Origin of the sequence: Amycolatopsis sp. NBC_00438 (genome assembly GCF_036026695.1) — a bacterium.
Lineage (GTDB): Bacteria > Actinomycetota > Actinomycetes > Mycobacteriales > Pseudonocardiaceae > Amycolatopsis.
Map to the genome: position 1 here is coordinate 10,000,901 of NZ_CP107923.1, position 21,797 is coordinate 10,022,697.

Consider the following 21,797-nt stretch of genomic DNA (forward strand, 5'->3'; position numbering starts at 1 on the left):
CCAGCTTCCCGCCGCGCGGGGCGGTGGCGACACTGGACCTTGGAGTTGCGCCGTTCAGGGGAGGCCGTGGTGGCCCGGCCGGGAGATGAGCAGGCTGGCGACCGAGCCCGCCTGCAGCCGCGATTCGACGCGCAGCTTGATCAGGACGTTGCTGACGTGGAATTTCACGGTGCGTTCGCTGATGTCCAGCCGGCGGGCGATGCCACGGTTGGACAGGCCGTGGCCGAGGAGGACGAGGATTTCGCGCTCCCGCGCGCTGAGCCGCTCGAGACGTTCGAAGACGCGGTTCCGCCGGTGTTCGAGTGTCGAGAAGTCGTCGCCGTCCATCGTTTCCCCCCGGAGCCGGATTCCCGCACGGAGAAGAGGCCGGCGGCCGGGGTGCAGATACGCCTAGTCCGCCGGACCGCTCTGGTGGCGCATGTTCTCGTCGGCCTGCCGGAAGCGATCGGGTGTCCAGTGGCGGTCGACTTCGCCCGGGTCCTGGGGGTTGCGGTGCTCCACGGCGGTTTCGGGGCCGGGCGCCGGCGGGGCCTGGCGGGCCGCGGCGGCGCTGAGCCCGGCGGCCGCGAGCCCCGCGACCACAGCGAGCACCAGGAACGCCTTTTTCCGGGACATCCGAACCACCCTCTCCCGCTTTCCGAGACTACCACTGCGGCGGAGGGGGAACGGACTACGAATCGGGTGATCGCCCGGTGTGGCGCCAGCGGAATGCGTAGCTGTCCAAAGTGGACTCCAGGGTCGCGGAGGGGGTCGCGTGCACGACGACCACCGGTTCGTCGCGGTCCAGTTCCACGGTCACCTCGGCGTCGAGGCCCAGGGCGGCGACCTCGGCCTCGGCCACCCGCCGCAGGGTGTCCTGGCGCAGGGCCGGCTTGTACTGCTTGCCCACCGCGGTCAGCGGGATCTCCGGGACGATGTGGACGTCCTTCGGGACGGCCGCGCGCTCCGGGACCCGGGCGGCCGCCCACGCCAGCAGTTCCGATGACGGCGTGGGCGCGTGCAGGGTCACGTAGACCACCGGGACCTCGCCCGAGTGGCGGTCGGGGCGGCCGATGGCGGCCGCGCCCGAGACCGCCGGGTGCGCCAGCAACGCCTCTTCGATCGTCGCCGGGTCGATGTTGTGGCCGCCGCGGATGATCAGGTCCTTCGCGCGGCCGGCCAGCCGGACGAAACCCTCGGCGTCGACGCTGCCCAGGTCGCCCGTGTCGAGCCAGCCGTCGACGACTTTGCCCGCCGGGTCGGGCTTTCCGTCGCGCAGGTAGCCGGGGAAGACGTTCGGGCCGCGGATCACCAGCACACCGGTTTCGCCCGGCGGCAGATCCGTCCGGCCGTCGCCGTCGATCCGGACGGCCTTGACCTCCTGGTACGGCATCCGCTGCCGGACCGTGCCCGGGCGCGACACCCCCGGGAAGCCACGGGCGGACGCGCAGGTGCCCTCGGTCAGGCCGTACCCCTCGACCAGGTCGACGCCGGTGCGTTCGCGCCACTGCCGGCGTACGGCCGCGGGCAAGGGCGCCGCGCCGACGATCGGGAACGTGAGAGAGGAGATGTCCGCGTCGAGCGGGACCTGCGCGAGCACGGCGTAGACCGTCGGCACGGCGGACATCGCGCCGATCCGGTAGCGCTCGACGATCCGCCAGAACACCGGGTAGAGCGCCGGGTCGCGGTAGCCGAGCGGGCCCGCCCAGACGACGTGCTGGCCTTTGAACAGCGGCGCCAGCCCGGTCACGAGCAGCGCGTTGACGTGGAACAGGGGGAGCGCGGCGAGCAGCACGAGGTCGTCGTCGCCGGTGGACGCGGCGAGCGTCCAGGCCATGCCGACCTCGCCGGCCTGGGTGTGCACGGCGATCTTCGGGGTGCCGGTGGAGCCGCCGGTGTGGAAGTAGCCCGCGAAGTCCGTGCCCCGCGGCGGCTCGGCGTGCAGGCGGACCGGATCGGCCGCGTCGGCGCGGGACCCCAGTTCCGCGAGCGAAAGCACCGGGCGGCCGACGTCGAGGCCGGGATCCGCGGCGATGACCAGGCGGGCGCCGGACGTCTCGAGCAGCTCCCGGACCTGGTGCGGCGCGAGGCCGGGGTTGACCGGCGCGGCGATGCCGACGGCCTGGGCCGCCAGCGTCGCCGCGAAGACGTCGCCGCTGTTGGGCGCGAGCAGCGCGACCGCGTCCCGCCGGGTCAGGCCCAGGTCGGTGAGCACGTTCGCGATCCGGTGGACGCGGGCGAGCAGATCGCCGTAGGTCCAGGTCTCCGGGTGCTCCCACGCCTCGCCCGAGGGCAGGAGTGTGAGAGCCGGGCGGTCGGCGAACCGGCTCCCGGCCTGCCGGAGCAGCTCGTACGTGCTCTCCGGCAGGCCGCGGTCGGCCAGCGGGACGGCCTCGATCGCCGCGAGGTCCCCGGGGCCGTCGTAGCGGGGCCAGGTCATCCGGGCGAACCCACGGCGCAGAGCCGGATCGGCGCGGCGTGCGCCGGGTCGAGCGCGTTGCGCACCAGGTGCCAGACGTTGAGGTCGTAGGCCTCGCCGATGTGCCCGACCGGGTCGAACGGGCACGAGTCCTGGACGTAGCTGTTGTGCACGCCCGGCTCGCGGACGAACGACGTCTCGGTCGGCGTCACCAGCTCGTCGTAGCGCGAGGTGATGATCGTGTAGTCGATGCCGGGCTGGGCGACCGGGCCGGTGTTGAGCGCGACGATCGCGGCACCGCCGTCCAGCTCGTCGGCGAAGATCGGCAGGCCGATCGTCTTGACGATGGTGTCCCAGGTGCTCTTGCCGAGCAGCGTGTAGGCCAGCGTCAGCAGCCCGGACGCGTTGGCGCCGTGGGTCGGCGGCGCGATCGCGACGACCTTGCCGATCTCACTCTGGATGCCCTGCATCTTGGCCAGGTAGAGCGACTGGAGGCCGCCTTCGGAGTGCCCGACGACGTCGACCTTGGCCGCGCCGGTGGCCGCGCGGACCTTTTCGACGTAGTTCTTGATCTCGACCGACGATTCGGCGACCGGCTTGAGCCCGCCCGCGAACGGGAACTGCGGGTAGGCGCCGTAGGTCAGCGAGAACGTGCAGTAGCCGCGGGCGGCCAGGTCGGCCTGGAGGAAGTTGAGGTCCTCGTAGTAGGTGGCGAAGGTGCCGTGGAGCAGCACGACCGGATTCGGGTGCGCGGCGCTCGGGCGGCAGCCGAAGTCGTTGTTCCCGCCGGCCGTGGTCGTGGCCTGGGCCGGCGCCGCCACGCCCAGGGCGAGCAGGCTCGCGATCCCGAGCCCGGCCAGCCATCGTTTTGTTCCCCGCGCCATTGCGAAGTCCCTTCGGTCTGGTTTGTATGCACAGCATGCGGCACAAGATCAAGGCTGTCTGCTGGCAGAACACGCAGAAACTTGCCGGGGCCGTTTGTGCATGGTGACAATGTGGCATGGATCCAGTGGCCGAGCTGTTCCCTCGATCGGGTGAGATCGCCAGCGCGATGATCACCCGGTGCGCGGCCGAGATCCCCGAATACCGGCTGCTGCCGGCGAGCGTGCTGGCGGGTGACCTGGTCGCCAACGCGACCGCGGTGTTCGAGCTGTTCCTCACCACCGTCGCCGAAGGCCGGCGCCCGACCGAGGACGAGCTGGCCCTGCCGATCGCCTGGGGCGCCGAGCGCGCCCGCGACGGCCTGCCGCTCGAAGCCGTGCTCAAGATCTACCCGCTCGCCGCGAGCGTCGCCTGGGAGCAGCTCACCGGCGACCGGGCCGTGCTGGGTGCCCGGATGCTCGACTTCCTCGGCGAGGTGATGCCGCGCGTGGCCGAGGCGTACCTGCGCGAGCGGGAAGACCTCGACTGGGAACAGCGCGAAGACCGGCAGAACCTCGCGGCGAGCCTGCTCGCGGGCCGCCCGGTGCGCCGTCGCGAACTGCCGGAGAGCTACGACGTCGTCGTGTTCCACCTGCCCGCGCTGCCCGCGTCGGCCGGCTCCCGGGCGGCGACGGACCTCTTCCGTGCCGTCCGGTCCGATGTGGACAGTCAGGTGCTGGTGACCTTCAAGGGGGACGGCGGGGTGCTGCTGGTCCCGGACGGCGTCGCGGCCGACGCCGTGGCCGCGCGGGTCGACGAGATCTGCGGCCGGCCCTGCACCGCCGCCGCGGCCCGGGCGGAGACCCAGGCCGACATCCCGGCGGCGCACTCCGAAGCCGTGGAAGTCCTGACCCTGGCGGAGAACCTGCGGCGGCCCGCGCGGCTCTACCGGCTGGCCGACCTCGCCATCGAGTACCAGCTCGCCCGCCCGAGCCCGGCACGCGACGCGCTCGCGCGGGTGCTGGCCCCGCTCGAAGACCACCCTCACCTGATCGACGCCCTGCGCGCGTTCGTCGTCTCGGGGTACAACCGCGGCGAAGCGGCGAGTGCGTTGAGCATCCACCGCAACACGCTGACCTACCGTCTGGGCCGGATTCACTTGATCACCGGCTACGACGCGACGCAGGCCGCCGACGCCCGTCATCTGGCCGCCGCGATGACGGCCTACGACATCGCGCGGCAGAACGTCTGAATCCAACGGAGTAACGCTTGGGTCGCGTTTCCGGGAAAGCGTTGCAGAATGCCGCGGGCGGCCGATTCCTGGGTGGCGAACACGGAAGAAGTTGATTTCCCATGAAAGCTCCCGGAATTCTCGTCGCCGCCCTCGTCCTGGTGGGTGCCGCGGCCTGTGGCGTGCCCGTGGCGGGTGTGCCGGTCCCGGTCGCGGCGAGCCGGCAGACGGCGGTGACCAGCACGATCGCGGTGCCCGCGCCGCAAACCGTCTACGTGCAGCAGCCGCCGGTCTACGTCGCGCCGGTGGACACGTCGGCGGCGCAGACGGTGATCGCCTACTACGACGCGCTCAACCGCCGCGATTTCACCACGGCGTGGTCGCTCGGTGGCAGCAGAATCGCCGGGGGCGGCGGGTACACCAAGTACGTCAACGGTTTCTCGACGACGTCGTGGGACACGGTGACCGTCACCGACGTCCGCGGGAACACGGTGTACGTCGTGTTGTCCGCGGCGCAGACCGACGGCAGCACCCGCGTCTTTTCCGGTTCCTACACCGTTTCCGGTGGCGTTCTCGCCGGCAGTCACATGACCCGGACGAAATGAGCAGGACCATGCGTATTCTCCGCGCCACCGCGATGATTTCCGCCGTGCTCGCGCTAAGCGCGTGCGGGCTTCCCGGGCGCACTCTCGCCGGCAGCGCGGCCCAGGCCCCGGCCTCGACGGCGACCGTCACGGCCCCGAGCACGCCGACCGTCACCGCGCCGGCGCCGCAGACGGTCGTCGTACCGGCGCCGCAGACCGTCTACGTCCAGCCGAAGAGCCAGGGCGCCGCGGTGACGAGCCAGTGGTACGCCCAGCCGAGCTGGTACAACGCCCAGCCGTGGATCAGCATCACGCCCTCGGCCGGCCAGACGCCGTGCCAGTGGCTGTACTCCCGCGGCTACACCTACGCCCAGGCCTACGCGGCGTGGGCGCAGAGCGGCTACCCGGCGAGCTGGTCGGCCACCGGCGACGGCTACCCGTGCCAGAAGTCCTACGGCATGCAGCACTGAATCAGCCGGACGCGACCCAGGCGCGCACGACGTCGTCCAGCACCTTCAGCGGCACCGGCCCGCCGCCGAGCACCACGCCGTGGAACTCCTTGATGTCGAAGGAATCCCCGAGGGCCTCCTCGGCGAACCGGCGCAGCCGGACGAGCTCCAGCCGGCCGGTCATGTACGCCAGCGCCTGCCCGGGGCATTCGATGTACCGGTCGGTTTCGGACTGCACTTCGACCTCGCTGAGCACGGTGTGCGCGCGGAGGAACCCGACGCACTGCTCGCGGGTCCAGCGCAGCGCGTGCAGGCCGGTGTCGACCACCAGCCGCGCGGCGCGGACGGAGTCCTCGGCGACCATGCCGAGGCGCATCAGGTCGCCGGAGAACAGGCCCATCTCGTCGGCCAGCCGCTCGGTGTAGAGCCCCCAGCCCTCGCTGTAGGCGGTCACCGGCGCGATCCGGCGCAGCTGCGGCAGCCCGGTCAGCTCCTGCGCCAGCGAGTTCTCGAAATGGTGCCCGGGCACGGCTTCGTGGAACGCCACCGTCTCGGCGATGAACCGGTCGCGCGAGCGGACCTCGTGGGTGTTGGTGTAGTAGACGCCCGGCCGTGAGCCGTCGAGCGCGGGCGGCATGTAGTACGCGGGGGCGGCGACGGGCGCCTCCGGCTCCGGGACGGCCCGCACGACGCACTCGGCCGCCGGCGTCCGCGGGAACCAGTCCGGCGCCGCGGCGGTCGCGCGGGCGACGGCGGCGCGGGCCGTCTCGAGCATTTCCCCGGCGTCGCGCCAGCGGAGACTCTCGTCGGTCCGCAGCCGGCGGCGCACCTCGGCCGGGTCGGTCAGCCCGAAGACCCGGCCGCCGAGCTCGGTGTACTCGGTTTCCAGCCCGGCCAGCACGTCCAGGCCGAGCTGGTGCAGCTCCGCGGGGGTGTGGCCGGTGGTCGTGTGCATCCGGGCCAGGGCCGCGTACGTCGCTTCGCCGTCTTCGAGCCAGCAGAGCCCGGGCCGGTCGTCGGGGCGGCCGTGCCCGGCGATCTCCGTCGTGAGCACGTCGCGGTAGCGCGTCAGCGCGGGCCGCACGACGTCCGCGACCAGCTGCTCGTGGCCCGGGAACGGCGTCTCCTGCGCGAGGAAGCGGTCCAGGAACGCGACGGCGGTGCCGACCATCCGCTCGACCGGCGTGCGGCCGGCTTTCAGACCGTCGCGGTGGCGCTGGGCGAGGGCTTCGTAGAACGCGGGCAAGGCGGCCAGCCGGGCCCGGAAGCCGGCCGCGCCCCGCTCGCCCGACGGCGTGAGCTGGGGCAGGAAGGCGAGGTGGCTGATGCCGACCGCGAACATCGGATCGGCCAGGGTGAACTCGACGACCCGCGCGTCGAGCTGGGTGAGGATGGCCTCGGCCTGCTGGACGACGACCCCGAGCGTCACGCGGTCGTCGTCTTCGGAGGCTTCCGCGCGGGCGAGGATGTCCGCGGCTCGCGCCCGCAGCCGCTGCTGGGCGGCTTCGCCGGGATCGGCGAGCTCGGCGTCGTGGCCTTCGATGCCGACGAAGGTCGCTTCGAGCGGCATGTAGGTGCCCAGCACGTGCAGCAGCTCGTCGGCGAGCGCGGTCGCGTCGGTGGTCATCGGTTCATCGTGGCCCAAAACGAACCGGGCCGGGAGCGGATTTCCGCTCCCGGCCCGGCCGGTCGTCAGGTCAAGCTCGAACAGGGTCTCGCGTCCGGATCCTTCGCTCCGTTCGGGACCCACCGCACGTTCGCGAACGAGGCCTGGAACGCGGCGTCGGTGTAGACCAGGAACGGCGTGTTGATGTGCTCGAAGTCCAGCCCGTTGTTGAAGCAGGACAACGGGATCTTCACCGTGGTCTTCGCGCCGCCCGCCAGGTCGGTGAACAGCTTCGTCGCGTTCACCTCCGAGAAGCACGGGTAGACGCAGTGCATGCTGATCACCGTCCGGTTGACCGGTGCCTGCTGCACGGTCGTGTCGAACTCCAGCGCCCCGTCCGCGTTCAGGTAACTGCGCAGGTCGTTCGTGCCCGCCGTGTTCTGCATGTAGAGCTGGGCCGCTCCCGTGCCCGTCCAGGTCGCCTTCAGGCCGTCACCCTGCACGTTGACGTCGGTCGGGACGACGTTGATCTCGCTGTGCGCCGCCGTGCCGTCCGGGCCGATCACCGTGCCGCCCCAGTTCTCCGCCGAGCCGATCTGGCTCGTGTACGGCGCGACGTCGGTCCGGTCGAAGATCGACAGGTCCTCGGTCGCCGTCCCGCCGCCACCGGTGGACCCGCAGGTTGCCGGGCCGGGGGTCTCGTCCAGCTGGCCGAGGGTGACGCGCTGGCCGGTCTTGAGGCCGTAACCCAGCTTGAACAGCGGGTCGTAGTCCGGGGACCACGGGTTGAGCGGCGACTGGCACGCGCTCTTCGGCCACGAGTAGGACAGCGTGCCCTGGTAGCCGGTGCCGTCCTTGCCCTTGACCAGCATGTCGGCGACGCCGCCGCCCTCGGTGCCGGGCAGCCAGGCCGCGACGAACGCGTCCGAGCGGTTGATCTCGTGGTTCATGTAGAGCGGCCGGCCGCCGACGTAGACGGTGACGACCGGGGTGCCCTTGCCGCTGACCTTGTCCAGCACGGCCGCGTCCTCGGGGTAGAGCTTCGAGGCCTCGAGCGTCTTGCGGGTCAGGTCGCCGACACCCTCGGCGTACGGCGTCTCACCGATCACGGCGATGACGGCGTCATAGCCCTTGGGGTCGATGTCGCCCTTCTCGTCGAAGGTGACGTTGGCGTCGCCGAGGTCCTGCTTGATGCCGGTCAGGATCGAGGTGGCGTTCGGGAAGTCGGCGTTGGTGTTGCCGGTGCCCTGCCAGCTCAGCGTCCAGCCGCCGGTCTGGTTCGAGATGTTGTCGGCGCTCTTGCCGACCACCAGGACCTTCGCCTTCGGCTTGAGCGGCAGCACGTTGCCGTTGTTCTTCAGCAGCGTCTGCGACTCGCGGGCCGCGTCGCGGGCCAGCCAGTTGTCCTTCAGCGCCTCGTCCGAGTTGGCGTAGGAGCGGTCGGACGGCTTCTGCGACTCGAAGATGCCGTCACGCAGCTTGACGCGCAGGATGCGGGTCACGGCGTCGTCGATCCGCGACATCGGGATCTGGCCGCTCTGCACCTGGGCGACGGTGTTGGTGATGAACGCCTTCCAGTCGGCGGGCACCATCACGACGTCGATGCCGGCGTTGATCGCCTGCGGGCACGAGGAGTTCGTGCAGCCGGGGACCTGGCCGATGGCGTTCCAGTCGGACACGACCAGGCCGTCGAAGCCGATCTTGCCCTTCAGGATCTCGTTCATGGCCTTGCTGCTGCCGGTCAGCTTGCCCTCGTTGATGCCGAGGTCCGGGTTGGTCCAGCTGTTGAACGACACCATCACGGTCTGGGAGCCGGCGGCGAGCGCGCCGTAGTAGCCCTGGCCGTGGATGTTGATCATGTCGGCTTCGGACGACGGGTTGACGCCCTGGTCCTGGCCCTTGATCGTGCCGCCGTCCCCGATGAAGTGCTTGGCGGTGGCGATCACGCCGTTGTAGCCGATGCGGCTGGTGGCGCCGTCCTGGAGGCCGTTGATGTCCTCGTAGCCGTAGGAGCGCGTGATCCGCGGGTCCTCGGAGAAGCCCTCGTAGGTGCGGCCCCAGCGGTCGTCCTGGACGACGGCGAGGGTGGGCGAGAACGCCCAGTCCTGGCCGGTCGAGCGGACCTGCCGGGCGGTGGCGCCGGCGACGTCGCGGACCAGGCACGGGTCGTGCGCCGCGCCGAGGCCGATGTTGTGCGGGAAGACGGTGGCGCCGTAGACGTTGTTGTTGCCGTGCACGGCGTCGATGCCCCAGATGACGGGGATCTTCGTGCGGCTGGTCTTGGAGGCGTTCCAGTAGGAGTCGGCGAGGTTCAGCCAGTCCTGCTGGGTGGCGTGCTTGTTGCCGCCGGGCCACGCGCCGCCGCCGTTGAGGACGGTGCCGATGGCGTACTGGCGGACCTCGTCGGGGGTGATCGAGGTGATCTCGGGCTGCGTCATCTGCCCGACCTTCTCCTCGAGGGTCATCCCCGCGAGGATCTGGGCGATGCGCGCCTCGTCGCCGGCCTTGCCCTTGACCTGGCTGTCGACCTTGGGCCAGTCCGCCAGGGTCGGCAGGGCCTTCTCGATCTTGGCGCAGCCGTTCTTGTCGAGGGCGGGCTTCCCGATGACGGGCTGTGCCGGTGCGGCCTGGGCCTGCAGCGGTGCCGCCTGCGCGACCCCGCCGAGCAGGCTCAGGCTCATCAGCGTGACGAGCGAACTTCGACGCGCACGCGACCACGCGCGTGATCTTCCGGCCATGGTCTGGTCCATTCTGCGAGGGCGGCGGACCGGCCGATCCTCACCGGGCAACGGGGACGGCGTCAATAGTTTCCGGCCGGTACGCTCTTCGTTAATTCTCGCCATAAAATAAGAGTCGTCCGGTGGGCGGCACCCCATTACCGCGCAGGTCGGGCCGGGTCAAGGGTGCGCGAGGGCAGCCGTTCTGCCCGCGGAGGCTGCGCTGTTTGCCAGGATGGCCGGATGGACATCCGCCGCATCACGACGTCCGCACCGGCACTGGCCGCGGGCCACCTCTTCGACGACCTGCCGGTTTTGGCGGCACTGGAGCGATTCCTCGCTTCGGAGGGTCACCACCTGCTGCTCGCGTACGTCGACGACGTCCCGGCGGGGATGGTCACCGGCGTCGAGATGACGCACCCGGACAAGGGCACGGAGATGTTCCTGTACGAACTGGGCGTCTCCCCGTCGTTCCAAGGCCGCGGCCTCGGCTCGGCCTTGGTGACGGAGCTGGCCGCGCTGGCCCGTTCGCGGGGGTGTTACGACATGTGGGTGGTGACGGAGGAGGACAACGCCGCGGCCCAGGCGACGTACCGCCGCGCCGGCGGCGCGGGGACAGGCCGCCAGGTGGTCCTGGAGTGGGACCTCACGTAGCCGACCCTCCAGGTACGCGAGCCGACTGTCCAGGTGCGCGAGCCGACCCTCCGGGTACGCGGAGTGCGCCCCGGATCGCGTGTCTGGATCCGGATCTCGTGTGACTGGGGGCGGATCTCGCGTGATTGGGCGCGTGACTCGCGTGATTGGAGGGGCATCACGCGTGATTGCGGGGACGACACGAGGTCAGGCCAGGACTGAGCCGGGGAGTTCCTCGAAGATCAGCCACGTCCTCGTCGAGCGGACCCCTTCCAGGGCCTGCAGACGCTCCAGGACCACGTCGCGCAGCGTGGTGTTGTCCGGGGTGCGGACCAGCAGCAGGATGTCGAAGTCGCCGCCGACCAGGGCGACGTGGTCGACGTACGGGATTTCGTGCAGGTCCGTGGCCATCGTGCGCCAGGACGTCTGCTCGACCGTCACCACGATGTACGCCGACGTGCCCAGGCCCGCGCGGCGCGGGTCGATGCGGGCGCCGAAGCCCGTGATCACGCCCTCCGCCATCAGGCGCTCCAGCCGCGCGTACGCGTTCGTGCGCGAAATGTGCAGGCGCTCCGCCAGGGCGCGGACCGCCAGGCGGCCGTCCGCGGACAGCTCCGCCAGCATCGCGCGGTCGACGTCGTCCAGGGGCGCGACCGTCCGTCCCGCGAGTCCGGACGTAGCCGAACCCGACGCGGACGTTTGGTCACCGGAACCGGCTGATAAAGACTGTTTGTCGCTCATTTCCCGCAACCCTTGAACACAACACCGCCGAGAACCACCATCTGAGCATCATATGTCTGCGAGAGGTGGTGAGCGTCATGGCGACGGAAACCCTGCTGCCGTCCGCGTCGCCGGTGCGGTTCGTCGCCGAGGACGGGACGCGTGCCGACCAGCACGGCGGCTACGGCGAGCCGTCCCGAGAGCGGCTCAAGGAGGCCTACCGGCTGATGGTCCTGGGCCGCCGGTTCGACGTCCAGGCGACCGCGCTCACCAAGCAGGGCCGCCTCGCCGTCTACCCCTCCAGCGCCGGCCAGGAGGCCTGCCAGGTCGCCGCGGCGCTCACCCTCGCCAAGCAGGACTGGCTCTTCCCGACCTACCGCGACTCCGTCGCTCTCATCGCGCGCGGCCTGAAGCCCGGCGAAGTCCTGACGCTGCTTCGCGGCGACGCGCACTGTGGCTACAACCCCGCCGAGACGCGCGTAGCGCCGCAGTGCACTCCGCTCGCGACGCAGACCCTGCACGCCACCGGGCTCGCCCACGCGATGCAGCGACGCGGTGAGGACGGCGTCGCGCTCGCGCTCATCGGCGACGGCGCCACCAGCGAAGGCGACTTCCACGAGGCGCTCAACTTCGCCGCCGTCTTCAAGGCTCCCGTGGTCTTCTTCGTGCAAAACAACCGCTACGCGATCTCCGTGCCGTTCGAGAAGCAGAGCGCCGCGGCCGCGTTGGCGTACAAGGGGATCGGCTACGGCATGCGCTCGGAGCAGGTCGACGGCAACGACGCCGTCGCGGTCCTGAGCGTCCTCGACGACGCCGTGAAACACGCGCGGGACAAGAACGGCCCGGTCCTCGTCGAGGCCCACACCTACCGCATCGACGCCCACACCAACGCCGACGACGCCACCCGCTACCGCGAAGCCGACGAAGTCGCGAAGTGGCGCGAAGCAGACCCGGTGACCCGGCTCGAGACCTATCTCAAGGCCCAGAAGACCCTCAGCGACAACGAAATCGAGCAGTTCCGCGGCGACGCCGAGGACTTCGCCCAGACCGTCCGCGACACGCTCAACGCCGAACCCGAACTCGACCCGCTGTCGCTGTTCGACCACGTCTACGCCGAGCCGACCCGCCACCTGGAAGCGCAGCGGGCCGCCCTCAAAGCCGATCTTTCGGGGGTCCGGGTGGCGGAGCCCCCGGCCCGGGGCGGAGCCCCCGTTGTAACAGCCGAGCTGGAGGCCTGATGACGACCACGATGGCGCAGGCGCTCAACGCCGCCCTGCGGGACGCGCTCAAGGACGACGACAACGTGGTCGTGTTCGGTGAGGACGTCGGCGCGCTCGGTGGTGTCTTCCGGGTCACCGACGGCATCACCGCCGACTTCGGCGAGGACCGCTGCTTCGACACCCCGCTCGCCGAGGCCGGCATCGTCGGGTTCGCCGTCGGGATGGCCATGGGCGGCTTCCGCCCGGTCGTCGAGATGCAGTTCGACGCCTTCGCCTACCCCGCGTTCGAGCAGATCACCTCGCACGTCGCGAAGCTGCGCAACCGCACCCGCGGCGCGCTCTCGCTGCCGATGGTCATCCGGATCCCCTACGCCGGCGGGATCGGCGGCGTCGAGCACCACTGCGACTCCAGCGAGGCCTACTACACGCACACGCCGGGCCTGCGCGTCGTCACGCCGGGCACCGCTCAGGACGCCTACGACCTGCTCCGCGACGCCATCGACTCGCCGGACCCGGTCGTCTTCCTCGAGCCGAAGTGCCGTTACTGGTCGTCCGAAGAGGTCTCCTTCACCCGCAGCGGCCCGGCCATGGACCAGGCCGTGGTCCGCCGGCAGGGCAAGGACGTCACGCTCATCGCGTACGGCCCGATGGTCGCCACCGCACTGGAGACCGCCGAGGCCGCGAAGGAGGAGGGCTGGGACGTCGAGGTCGTCGACCTGCGGTCGCTGAGCCCGTTCGACGACGAGACCGTGACGGCTTCGGTGCGCCGCACCGGCCGCGCGGTCGTCGTGCACGAGGCCGCAGGCTTCGGTGGCTACGGCGCGGAGGTCGTCGCTCGCGTCACGGAGCAGTGCTTCCACCAGCTGCACGCGCCGGTGCTGCGCGTGACCGGCCTGGACATCCCGTTCCCCTCGCCGAAGCTGGAACGCCACCAGCTGCCGGACGTCGACCGGATCCTCGACACCATCGCCCGCCTGCAGTGGGCCGACACCCCGGTGGTGGCCGGTGCCTGACTTCCTGCTGCCGGACCTCGGCGAGGGCCTGACCGAGGCGGCGATCCTCAACTGGCACGTCAAGGTCGGCGACACCGTCGGCATCGACCAGATCGTCGTCGAGGTCGAGACGGCGAAGGCGGCGGTCGAGGTGCCCGTGCCGTTCGCCGGCGTGGTGTCGGCGCTGCACGGCGAGCCCGGGCAGCTGCTGCCGGTCGGTGCGCCGCTGCTGAGCGTCGGCGGCTTCGCCGAGCCCGGCGTGACAGTGTCGACCACGTCATCGGGCAGCGGCAACGTCCTCATCGGCTACGGCACCGCGCCGACGACCCGTCGCAAGCGTGTCCGGCGTGTGGAGGCGCCCGTCGTGCAGGCCGTGGTGAAAGCCAAGGCGCCCGGCGTGATCTCGCCGTTCGTCCGGAAGATGGCCGCGGACAACGGGATCGACCTCGCGAAGGTCACCGCCACCGGCCCGGACGGCATCATCCGCCGCGCCGACGTCGAAGCGCTGCTGGCCAAGAAGCCGGCCGACGGTGAACGCCGGATCCCGCTCACCGGCGTCCGCAAGGTCGTCGCCGACAAGCTGACGGCGTCGCGGCGCGAGATCCCCGAGGCCACGGTCTGGGTGGATGTCGACGCGTCGGAGCTGGTCGCCGCCCGCGTGGCCTTGAACGCCAAGACGGACCGGCCGGTCAGCCTGCTCGGCCTGATCGCCCGGTTCGCCGTGGCGGGGCTGAAGAAGTACCCCGAGCTGAACTCGCGCGTCGAAGGCGACGAGATCGTGGTGCTGGACAGGATCCACCTCGGCTTCGCCGCGCAGACCGGCCGCGGGCTCATGGTGCCGGTCGTGCGCGACGCCGGGAGCCTGTCCACCCGGGACCTGTCGGCGGCGATCGGCGACCGCGCCCGCACCGCGCGCGACGGCAAGCTCGCGCCGGCCGACCTGACCGGCGGCACGTTCACGGTCAACAACTACGGCGTCTTCGGCGTCGACGGCTCGGCCGCGATCATCAACCACCCCGAGGCCGCGATCCTCGGCATCGGCCGGATCATCGACCGGCCGTGGGTGGCCGGCGGCGAGCTGGCCGTGCGGAAGGTGTGCGAGCTGACGCTGGCGTTCGACCACCGCGTCTGCGACGGCGGCACGGCGGGCGGGTTCCTGCGGTTCGTCGCGGACTGCGTCGAGTCACCGGTCACGGCGCTGGGCGACCTGTGAGACTCACCGGCCGCATTGGCCGGATGTGACAGTGGTGGCACTTAAAGTGTTCGCGTGACGACTCCAGCCCAGCAGGACCGGGACCAGGCGGCGGCGCGCGTGGACCGGCTCAAGCAGGACCTGGCGGGCCGGCTCGGGACGGCGCCGGAGCCCGGTGCCGAGGACGCCGAACCGATGGACCGGCTCGTGGCGGCGGCCCACCGGCTGCTGGACGCCGAGACGGACCACGAGGAGGCCGCGCGCCGGCTGGTGGCGGCGGAACTCGGCGCCCGCCACGCGGCGACGCAGCGCGCGGTCGTGTTCTTCGCGGCTCTCCCGGTGCTCGCCGGGCTCGTCGCGGGTGCGCTCGTGCTGTTCGGTGTGCTCTCGCCCGGGTGGCTGCCGTTGCTCGTCCCGCTGTTCGCGGCCGGGATGTGGATCGGCTTCGCGCCGGTCCGGAAGGTGCCGGCGGTGCTGCGCGAGCGGACGCTGGCGGCGTGGGCGGGCGCGCTGGCGGCGGTGGGCCTGGTGGTGGCGTTGCTTCCGTGGCCGTCGGCCACGGTGACGGTGGTGGCCACCGTGCTGGCGGCGCTCGGGACCGCGGGCGCGATCGCGGGCCTGGTCCGGGAAAGCCGCATCCCGTGAGGCGCGGCTACGCCACCTACGGCGACGACCCCGACTTCGAGACGGAGTACGCCGACTACGCCGAGCCGGCCGACACCACCCGCCGCGACCTCGACGAGCTGTTCGCTGCGGTGGACGGCCTGCGCACGGCCGTCGAGGACGTCGACGCCCGGGACGCCGGCCTGCGCCGGGAGGTCGCGGACCTGGCCGGCAAGCTCGGCCCCGGGGCGTCCCAGGAACACCGGATCGACCACCTCGGCCGGCAGCTGGAACGGTTGCAGCAGCAGGTCCAGGCCCTGGAACGCGCGGTACGCATATCGGACGGCGTGCCGCAGGCGAACCTCGACGACGTCGGCGCCGAGACGCGCGCCCTGGCGGCGCAGGCCGCGCGCTGGGACGACCTGCACAAGGAGCTGGTGACGAAGGAGCAGCGCGCCCGCCACGAGCAGGAGATCGCCCGGCTGGCGGAGGTGCGCGAAGCGGCCGCGCGCTGCGACGCAGACCTGCTGGAAGTCATCCGCCGCCTCGCCACGACGGACCGCGGTTCCCGCGCTCGCGGCGACGCCGAGCCGTCGTTGCGAGCGTTGAGCACCCGGCGCCGCACGCTGCTGGACGAGGAGATCCCGGCGGCGGCCGACGCCGCGGAGCAGGCCCGGCTCGCGTTGCGCGAGGCCGACGCGGTCGAGGCGCGCGTGGTGCCGCAGCTGGAGCGCGCCGAACGCGCGTGGCAGGACCTGCAGGTGCGGCTGCGGACCCGGATCACCGACGCGATCGGCTCGAACGCGCTGCTGCCGATGTGGTTCAGCCACGCCCTCGGCGTCGCCCCGCCGTCGGGGACATCGGGCGACGCCTGGATCCGTACGGCGGCTTCGGTGCTGGCGTACCGGGTCACGTTCGGGATCAAGGACCAGGCCTTGCCGCTGGGACCCCCGGCGACGGACGGCACGGACACGACCGAGCGGCGCTGGACCTGGCGGGCCCGGCTGGAGTCCGACTTGGACGAACTCTCTTGGTGATTCCGATTACCGAGAGTATGCGGCCGTACGGCTGATTTCGGGCCGGGTCCACCCGGACGCGGGAACATCCCGTGGGGGCCGGGCGACTCAGGAGCATGGAAGAGCCAGAGGAGAAGACGCGGAAGGCCGTGCCCGGCCGCGTCTTCCGGACGGGTAGCGCCGAAAACGTGAACGGGCCCGCGCGGCCCCGGGACTATCCCGCCGACGGCCTGCGGGCGTTGGCCCGCAAGGACTACAACGCGGCTGTCGCGGCTCTCACGCAAGCGCTCCGCGCGCCGTCGGCGGACCCCGCGCTGTACTTCCACCTCGCGCTGGCGCAGCTGCGCGGCAACCGGCCGCATCGGGTCGGGTCGGCCCGGGACCTGAACGTCGTCCGCGACTGCCTCGACCGGGTCGGACACCTTGCGCACGCCCGGGTTCTGCTCCACCTGACCGACGAGGACCGGGGCCGGCTCTGGGAGCGGGGCGGGCAGGTCCCCGCGCGGGTGTCCGCGCTCGTCGAGGTGATGGCCCCGGAGTACGTCGAGGAGATCCTCGACCACGTCACGGCACCCGAGAACCGGGTGTGGCAGCTGCTCCGCTCCCGGCGGGGAAAGACGACCGCCCCCCAGACCGTCACCTAGACCGCGGCCGGGCGGCGCAAAGCCTGGCGCCGCAGGCGGTTGAACAGCTTCGGGTTGTTCAGCGCGAACACCCCCACCGTCTCCCCGTCACGCTGGTACGTCGCCACGAACGACGCGTCCGCCGGGCCGCCCTCCACGAAGGTGAGGACATCGTCCGGACGCGGGTGCCCCGCCAGCTGCAGGGTCCCCGTGTACTGGTCCGACCAGACGTACCCGCTCGGGACGTACGTGCGTTCGGTGCGTCCGGAGAGGAGGTTGCCCACCGCGACCGGCGCCTGCTCGGAAGCGTTCGTCCAGTGCTCGTGCCGCCGTCCGACGCCGTCGGTGTGGTAGCGGGCGACGTCGCCGATCGCCACCACCTGAGGCAGGTCCGTCACCAGGCCGGCGTCGGTGTGGACGCCGTTGCCGACCGTCAGGCCGGAGCCCGCCAGCCAGTCCGTGGCCGGGGTCATGCCGACACCCACCACGACGACGTCGGCCGGGACGACCGAGTCGTCGGCCAGGCGGACGCCCGTCACCCGGCCAGCCGACGCGACAAGGCCCGAGACGGCGACGCCGCAGCGCAGGTCCGTGCCGTGGCCGGCGTGCAGCCGCGCGCACACCGCGGCCAGCTCGGACCCCAGCACCGGGGCCAACGGCGCGCTCAAGGCTTCCAAGACGACCACGTCGAGGCCCAGCGAACGGCACGTCGAGGCCACCTCGGCGCCGATGAACCCCGCGCCGACGATCACCACGCGGACCCCGGGCACCAAAGCGGACCGCAGCGCGACAGCGTCGTCGATCGTGCGCAGCGAGTGGGCGCCCTCGAAGCCGGGCAGGGTGCGCGCGCGGCCGCCGGTGGCGATGACGACGCCGTCCGCGTGCACCGAGCTGCCGTCCGAGAGGTGCACCCGGCGGGCCGCCGGGTCCAGGGAGGTCGCCCGGACGCCGAGGCGGAAGTCCAGGGCCAGCGACGCGAGATCGCCGGCGTCGAGCAGCTCCAGCGCGGCGCGGGAGGTCGTCCCGGCCAGGAAACCCTTGGACAGCGGCGGCCGGTCGTAGGGCAGGTGCGCCTCTTCGCCGATCAGCACCACCCCGCCGTCGTAGCCCTGCGCGCGCAGCTCCTGCGCGGCGCGGACCCCGGCCAGCGAAGCGCCGACGACCGCGACGCGTTTCACGCGGCGTCCTCGCGGGCCACGCCCTGGACGTAGATGACGCCGTCGTCGACCAGCACCGGGTACGTCCGCACCGGTTCCTTCGCCGGCAGGCAGCTCGGCACGCCCGTGCGCAGGTCGAACAGCGCCGCGTGCAGCGGGCACTCGACGAAGCAGCCTTCGAGCCAGCCGTCGGCCAGCGAAGCGTCCTGGTGGGTGCACGTGTCGTCGATGGCGTACAGCTCGCCGTCCTCGGTGTGGAACACCGCGATGGCGGGGGTCCCGGGAATCCGGACGGACTCACCCGGGGGCAGCTCGTCGACGGTGCATGCGCGAATCATGACGCCTCCGCTAACTGTTGCGCATTGAGGAACATCGACTGTGATCCGCAACAAGTGTGAATTCGACGCCGGGCGTCGTCAAGGGGGTACGCCCCGGTAGTTTTGTTACCCGGTAACGGAGAATCCGGGCACGCCGAAACCCGCCACTGCCGCCACAAGGTCACCCTTGTGAGTGGCAAAAACGCATCTTTCCCTACGAAAGCTCGGTATACGCTCAGTGAGCAGGGGTCTCGCCGTGGCGGTAGAACGGCTGCTTGAGCGGGGCCAGCGGGGTGTTGCCGAGGATCAGGTCCGCGGCCTTCTCCGCGGTCATCATCACCGGCGCGTAGATGTTGCCGTTGGGGATGTAGGGCATGACCGATGCGTCGACCACACGCAGGCCCTCGGTGCCGTGCACCCGCATCGTCTGCGGGTCGACGACGGAGCCCTCGTCCACGCCCATCTTGGCCGTGCACGACGGGTGCAGCGCCGTCTCGGCGTCCTTCGCGACCCAGTCGAGGATCTCCTCGTCGGACTCCACCGACGGTCCCGGCGAGATCTCCCCGCCGTTGTACCGGCCCATCGCGGACTGGTTGAGGATCTTCCGCGCCACCCGCACGGCCTCGATCCACTCCTTGCGATCGTTTTCCGTGGACAGGTAGTTGAACTTGATGGCCGGGTGCTGCCGCGGGTCGGTCGAGGTGAGCTTCACCGAGCCGCGGGTGTCGGCGTACATCGGGCCGACGTGCACCTGGTAGCCGTGGCCTTCCGTGGGGGCCGACCCGTCGTAGCGGATCGCCACCGGCAGGAAGTGGAACATCAGGTTCGGGTACTTCACCTCGTCGTTGGACCGGACGAACCCGCCGCCCTCGAAGTGGTTGGTCGCGGCCGGCCCGGACCGCAGGAACAGCCACTGCGCGCCGATGTAGGGCCGCTTCCACTTGGCCAGCGACGGCTGCATCGACACCGGTTCCTTGCAGGCGTACTGGATGTAGACCTCCAGGTGATCCTGCAGGTTCTCGCCGACGCCCGGCAGGTCCTTCACGACGTCGATGCCGAGCTTCTCCAGGTCGGCCGCGTTGCCGACGCCGGAGAGCTGCAGCAGCTGCGGGCTGTTGATCGCGCCGCCGCAGAGGATGATCTCCTTGCCGTACACCTCGGCCGGCACGCCCCGGCCTTCGCTGTACTCGACGCCGATCGCGCGGGTGCCGTCGAAGAGGATCTGCGACACGAACGCGCGGGTCTTGATCGTGAGGTTGGACCGGTTCTCGACGGGGTGGAGGTAGGCGCCGGCCGCGGACAGCCGCCGTCCTTTCCGGACGTTGCGGTCGAACGCCGCGAAGCCCTCCTGCCGGTAGCCGTTGACGTCGTCGGTGCGCGGGTACCCCGCCTGCTCGGCGGCGTCGAAGAAGGCCTGGAACAGCGGGTTCGAGGCCGGGCCGCGCTCCAGTTCGAGCGGCCCGTCGTGGCCGCGCCACTGACCGTCCGGCGCGTCGGCCAAGCAGTTTTCCATGCGCTGGAAGTACGGCAGGCAGTGCGCGTAGTCCCATGTGGACATTCCGGGGTCGCCGGCCCAGCGCTCGTAGTCCAGCGGGTTGCCGCGCTGGAAGATCATCCCGTTGATGCTCGACGAGCCGCCGAGCACCTTGCCGCGGGCGTGGTAGATGCGGCGCCGGTTCATGTGCGGCTCGGGTTCGCTGCGGTAGCCCCAGTCGTAGAACTTCGACCCGATCGGGAAGGTCAGCGCGGCCGGCATGTGGATGAAGACGTCCCACTTGTAGTCGGACCGGCCGGCCTCCAGCACCAGGACCTTGTTCGACGGGTTCGCCGACAGCCGGTTCGCCAGCGCGCACCCCGCCGAACCACCGCCGACGATGACGAAGTCGTAGTTTTCACTCATGCGTCCTCCTCAGCCGGGCAGGGTGTCCGGGGCTTCGTCCGGCATGTGCTCGGGGCTCGTGTGCGACGAACCCCAGGTGGCGCGCCGGATGTAGAGCATGATCGCACCGACGAGGACGATCAGCCCGGTGACGATCACCGCGCCCCACTGGAAGTACCAGTGGTCGTCGCCGTAGACCTCGGTGCGCGGCCAGATCAGGTTGACGGTCATCGCGCCGCCGTAGACGACCGCGACCAGGTTCACCAGCGTGCCCCAGCGGCCGAGCTTGAAGTACGGCCCGTGGTCCGGGCGCGGCCAGCCGCCCCGCAGGCGGCGGATGAGCATCGGCGCGGTGACCATCAGGTAGGGGATGTAGAACAGGATGATCGCGGTCGAGGTCAGGATGAAGAACGCCCGCTGGTTGCCCAGGTTGATCAGCAGCACCACGACGGTCAGGCCGCCGGTGAGCAGCGCGGGCAGGACCGGCGTCTTCGAGCGCGGCGAGACATTCGCCATCGCCTTGCTGAACGGCAGCCGGCCGTCGCGGGCCATCGCCCACGACATCCGGATGGCCGCGGTCTGCACGGCCAGGCAGCACACGGTGATCGCGATCGCCGAGCAGATCAGGAACGCGTCGCCGAGGCCCTCGCCGAGGGTGCTCTTCAGCAGGTACGGCATGCCGGACGTGCTCAGCTCCTTGGCGTTGAGGTCGCCGACGGCCATCATGCCGACGAGCATCATCAGGCCGCCGACGATGAACGCGGCGGTGATCGCCCGCAGGATCGCGCGCGGCGCGTGCCGGCGCGGCTGCGTCGTCTCCTCCGCCAGCGAGCCCGCGGTGTCGAAGCCGTAGAAGACATACGCGCTCATGAGCGACGCCACCAGGAAGGCTCCGAGGTACCCGAACGTGTGACCGTCACCGGTGCCGTGGGTGTCGAAGACGATGCCCGGGCCGCGCTTGATGTGGATGGCGAGGGCGATCACGAGCAGCACGCTCGCGCCGAGCTCCACCGCGACCCCGAAGTTGTTGATCTTCGCCATCAGCTTGACGCCGATGATGTTCACGACCGTGGCGAACACGACCAGGATGAGCGCCAGGATGATGGCGTTCTGCGCGCCGCCCGGGGTGGAGGTCAGGCCGGCGTCGTCGTCGCTGCCGACGATCTGGAACGCGGTCGACACCTGCGGCAGGATGATCTGGTAGGCCACCGCGACGGCCGCGGCCGTGACGATCGCGCCGATGATCATGATCCAGCCGGCCAGCCACGACGTCCGGGGTTTCGCGATCTGCTTCGCCCACTGGTACACCGAGCCGGCGAGCGGGAACTGCCCGGCGAGCTCGGCGAAGCACAGCGCGACGCAGAGCTGGCCGATGAAGACCAGCGGCCACGTCCAGATGAACGCCGGCCCGCCCGAGCCGAAGCCGAAGAAGAAGAGCTGGAACACGCCGGTCAGGATCGAGATGTAGCTGAACCCGGCGGCGAAGCTGGAGAACGAGCCGAGCGAGCGTTCGAGCTCCTGGCGGTAGCCGAACTTCTCGAGCTCGGAGCTGTCGTCCGGGCCGGGCCCCCCGCCCGCCGGCTTTTCCTGTGTGGTCAT

General features: G+C 71.1%; 21 protein-coding genes. 10 read left to right on the forward strand and 11 right to left on the reverse strand.

Features of this window, described 5'->3' with window-relative positions; translation table 11 throughout:
• Positions 1 to 54 precede the first annotated feature (54 nt).
• The 4 genes from OG494_RS46320 to OG494_RS46335 all read right to left on the reverse strand — a co-directional run bounded on the left by OG494_RS46320 (position 55) and on the right by OG494_RS46335 (position 3,282).
• Complete coding sequence (locus OG494_RS46320; RefSeq protein ID WP_328449885.1) at positions 55 to 327, reverse strand: helix-turn-helix domain-containing protein; 273 nt, start codon at positions 325 to 327, stop codon at positions 55 to 57.
• 63 nt (positions 328 to 390) lie between these two features.
• Complete coding sequence (locus OG494_RS46325; RefSeq protein ID WP_328449887.1) at positions 391 to 615, reverse strand: hypothetical protein; 225 nt, start codon at positions 613 to 615, stop codon at positions 391 to 393.
• 55 nt (positions 616 to 670) lie between these two features.
• Positions 671 to 2,419: an AMP-binding protein gene (locus OG494_RS46330; protein ID WP_328449889.1), complete on the reverse strand. Its 1,749-nt coding sequence runs from the start codon at positions 2,417 to 2,419 to the stop codon at positions 671 to 673.
• Positions 2,416 to 3,282, reverse strand: a complete 867-nt coding sequence (locus tag OG494_RS46335; protein ID WP_328449891.1) for an esterase/lipase family protein — start codon at positions 3,280 to 3,282, stop codon at positions 2,416 to 2,418. The genes OG494_RS46330 and OG494_RS46335 overlap by 4 nt, the downstream gene beginning before the upstream one ends.
• Before the next feature lie 116 nt (positions 3,283 to 3,398).
• Between OG494_RS46335 and OG494_RS46340 the strand changes: the two genes are divergently transcribed.
• From OG494_RS46340 to OG494_RS46350, 3 genes are all read left to right on the forward strand, one after another.
• The gene (locus tag OG494_RS46340) at positions 3,399 to 4,511 is read left to right on the forward strand and encodes a PucR family transcriptional regulator (protein WP_328449893.1); all 1,113 of its coding nucleotides are present in this window, start codon (positions 3,399 to 3,401) and stop codon (positions 4,509 to 4,511) included.
• Positions 4,512 to 4,612: 101 nt separating this feature from the next.
• Positions 4,613 to 5,095, forward strand: coding sequence for a hypothetical protein (locus OG494_RS46345; protein WP_328449895.1), 483 nt, complete (start codon positions 4,613 to 4,615; stop codon positions 5,093 to 5,095).
• Between the two features lie 8 nt (positions 5,096 to 5,103).
• On the forward strand, positions 5,104 to 5,544 hold the full coding sequence (locus OG494_RS46350; protein WP_328449897.1) for a hypothetical protein: 441 nt from the start codon (positions 5,104 to 5,106) through the stop codon (positions 5,542 to 5,544).
• A gap of 1 nt (position 5,545) precedes the next feature.
• Here the strand turns inward: OG494_RS46350 and OG494_RS46355 are convergent, their stop codons facing one another.
• On the reverse strand, positions 5,546 to 7,150 hold the full coding sequence (locus OG494_RS46355) for a DUF885 domain-containing protein (protein ID WP_328449899.1): 1,605 nt from the start codon (positions 7,148 to 7,150) through the stop codon (positions 5,546 to 5,548).
• 65 nt (positions 7,151 to 7,215) lie between these two features.
• Positions 7,216 to 9,810 carry a glycoside hydrolase family 3 protein gene (locus OG494_RS46360; RefSeq protein ID WP_328459227.1) on the reverse strand — a complete coding sequence of 865 codons (2,595 nt, stop codon included), beginning with the start codon at positions 9,808 to 9,810 and terminating at the stop codon, positions 7,216 to 7,218.
• A 279-nt stretch (positions 9,811 to 10,089) separates the two neighbouring features.
• Between OG494_RS46360 and OG494_RS46365 the strand changes: the two genes are divergently transcribed.
• Positions 10,090 to 10,500, forward strand: coding sequence for a GNAT family N-acetyltransferase (locus tag OG494_RS46365; RefSeq protein WP_328449901.1), 411 nt, complete (start codon positions 10,090 to 10,092; stop codon positions 10,498 to 10,500).
• Between the two features lie 186 nt (positions 10,501 to 10,686).
• Here the strand turns inward: OG494_RS46365 and OG494_RS46370 are convergent, their stop codons facing one another.
• Complete coding sequence (locus tag OG494_RS46370; RefSeq protein WP_442874358.1) at positions 10,687 to 11,220, reverse strand: Lrp/AsnC family transcriptional regulator; 534 nt, start codon at positions 11,218 to 11,220, stop codon at positions 10,687 to 10,689.
• Positions 11,221 to 11,297: 77 nt separating this feature from the next.
• Between OG494_RS46370 and pdhA the strand changes: the two genes are divergently transcribed.
• The 6 genes from pdhA to OG494_RS46400 all read left to right on the forward strand — a co-directional run bounded on the left by pdhA (position 11,298) and on the right by OG494_RS46400 (position 16,866).
• Complete coding sequence (gene pdhA / locus OG494_RS46375; protein ID WP_328449903.1) at positions 11,298 to 12,437, forward strand: pyruvate dehydrogenase (acetyl-transferring) E1 component subunit alpha; 1,140 nt, start codon at positions 11,298 to 11,300, stop codon at positions 12,435 to 12,437.
• Positions 12,437 to 13,432, forward strand: a complete 996-nt coding sequence (locus OG494_RS46380) for an alpha-ketoacid dehydrogenase subunit beta (RefSeq protein ID WP_328449905.1) — start codon at positions 12,437 to 12,439, stop codon at positions 13,430 to 13,432. Before pdhA ends, OG494_RS46380 begins: the two co-directional genes overlap by 1 nt.
• Positions 13,425 to 14,624 (forward strand): dihydrolipoamide acetyltransferase family protein, encoded by a 1,200-nt coding sequence (locus OG494_RS46385; protein WP_328449907.1) that lies wholly within the window; start codon positions 13,425 to 13,427, stop codon positions 14,622 to 14,624. The genes OG494_RS46380 and OG494_RS46385 overlap by 8 nt, the downstream gene beginning before the upstream one ends.
• Before the next feature lie 54 nt (positions 14,625 to 14,678).
• Positions 14,679 to 15,248: a hypothetical protein gene (locus OG494_RS46390; RefSeq protein WP_328449909.1), complete on the forward strand. Its 570-nt coding sequence runs from the start codon at positions 14,679 to 14,681 to the stop codon at positions 15,246 to 15,248.
• Positions 15,245 to 16,243: a hypothetical protein gene (locus OG494_RS46395; RefSeq protein WP_328449911.1), complete on the forward strand. Its 999-nt coding sequence runs from the start codon at positions 15,245 to 15,247 to the stop codon at positions 16,241 to 16,243. Before OG494_RS46390 ends, OG494_RS46395 begins: the two co-directional genes overlap by 4 nt.
• Positions 16,244 to 16,338: 95 nt before the next feature.
• Positions 16,339 to 16,866, forward strand: a complete 528-nt coding sequence (locus tag OG494_RS46400; protein ID WP_328449913.1) for a hypothetical protein — start codon at positions 16,339 to 16,341, stop codon at positions 16,864 to 16,866.
• Here OG494_RS46400 and OG494_RS46405 read toward each other — a convergent pair.
• The 4 genes from OG494_RS46405 to OG494_RS46420 form a co-directional block, all read right to left on the reverse strand.
• Positions 16,863 to 18,023: an NAD(P)/FAD-dependent oxidoreductase gene (locus OG494_RS46405; protein ID WP_328449916.1), complete on the reverse strand. Its 1,161-nt coding sequence runs from the start codon at positions 18,021 to 18,023 to the stop codon at positions 16,863 to 16,865. The two genes, OG494_RS46400 and OG494_RS46405, sit on opposite strands and share 4 nt — an antisense overlap.
• Positions 18,020 to 18,340, reverse strand: coding sequence for a bifunctional 3-phenylpropionate/cinnamic acid dioxygenase ferredoxin subunit (locus tag OG494_RS46410; RefSeq protein WP_328449918.1), 321 nt, complete (start codon positions 18,338 to 18,340; stop codon positions 18,020 to 18,022). Before OG494_RS46410 ends, OG494_RS46405 begins: the two co-directional genes overlap by 4 nt.
• Positions 18,341 to 18,554: 214 nt before the next feature.
• Positions 18,555 to 20,219, reverse strand: coding sequence for a choline dehydrogenase (betA, locus tag OG494_RS46415; RefSeq protein ID WP_328449920.1), 1,665 nt, complete (start codon positions 20,217 to 20,219; stop codon positions 18,555 to 18,557).
• Positions 20,220 to 20,228: 9 nt separating this feature from the next.
• The gene (locus OG494_RS46420; RefSeq protein ID WP_328449922.1) at positions 20,229 to 21,797 is read right to left on the reverse strand and encodes an amino acid permease; all 1,569 of its coding nucleotides are present in this window, start codon (positions 21,795 to 21,797) and stop codon (positions 20,229 to 20,231) included.

Coding starts and splice junctions, on each gene's coding strand:
- OG494_RS46340 (WP_328449893.1), top strand. CDS start 3,399: ATGGATCCAGTGGCCGAGCTGTTCCCTCGATCGGGTGAGATCGCCAGC.
- OG494_RS46345 (WP_328449895.1), top strand. CDS start 4,613: ATGAAAGCTCCCGGAATTCTCGTCGCCGCCCTCGTCCTGGTGGGTGCC.
- OG494_RS46360 (WP_328459227.1), bottom strand. CDS start 9,810: ATGAGCCTGAGCCTGCTCGGCGGGGTCGCGCAGGCGGCACCGCTGCAG.
- OG494_RS46420 (WP_328449922.1), bottom strand. CDS start 21,797: ATGACCACACAGGAAAAGCCGGCGGGCGGGGGGCCCGGCCCGGACGAC.
- pdhA (WP_328449903.1), top strand. CDS start 11,298: ATGGCGACGGAAACCCTGCTGCCGTCCGCGTCGCCGGTGCGGTTCGTC.
- OG494_RS46335 (WP_328449891.1), bottom strand. CDS start 3,282: ATGGCGCGGGGAACAAAACGATGGCTGGCCGGGCTCGGGATCGCGAGC.
- OG494_RS46330 (WP_328449889.1), bottom strand. CDS start 2,419: ATGACCTGGCCCCGCTACGACGGCCCCGGGGACCTCGCGGCGATCGAG.
- OG494_RS46380 (WP_328449905.1), top strand. CDS start 12,437: ATGACGACCACGATGGCGCAGGCGCTCAACGCCGCCCTGCGGGACGCG.
- betA (WP_328449920.1), bottom strand. CDS start 20,219: ATGAGTGAAAACTACGACTTCGTCATCGTCGGCGGTGGTTCGGCGGGG.
- OG494_RS46350 (WP_328449897.1), top strand. CDS start 5,104: ATGCGTATTCTCCGCGCCACCGCGATGATTTCCGCCGTGCTCGCGCTA.
- OG494_RS46365 (WP_328449901.1), top strand. CDS start 10,090: ATGGACATCCGCCGCATCACGACGTCCGCACCGGCACTGGCCGCGGGC.
- OG494_RS46320 (WP_328449885.1), bottom strand. CDS start 327: ATGGACGGCGACGACTTCTCGACACTCGAACACCGGCGGAACCGCGTC.
- OG494_RS46400 (WP_328449913.1), top strand. CDS start 16,339: ATGGAAGAGCCAGAGGAGAAGACGCGGAAGGCCGTGCCCGGCCGCGTC.
- OG494_RS46410 (WP_328449918.1), bottom strand. CDS start 18,340: ATGATTCGCGCATGCACCGTCGACGAGCTGCCCCCGGGTGAGTCCGTC.
- OG494_RS46370 (WP_442874358.1), bottom strand. CDS start 11,220: ATGAGCGACAAACAGTCTTTATCAGCCGGTTCCGGTGACCAAACGTCC.
- OG494_RS46355 (WP_328449899.1), bottom strand. CDS start 7,150: ATGACCACCGACGCGACCGCGCTCGCCGACGAGCTGCTGCACGTGCTG.
- OG494_RS46325 (WP_328449887.1), bottom strand. CDS start 615: ATGTCCCGGAAAAAGGCGTTCCTGGTGCTCGCTGTGGTCGCGGGGCTC.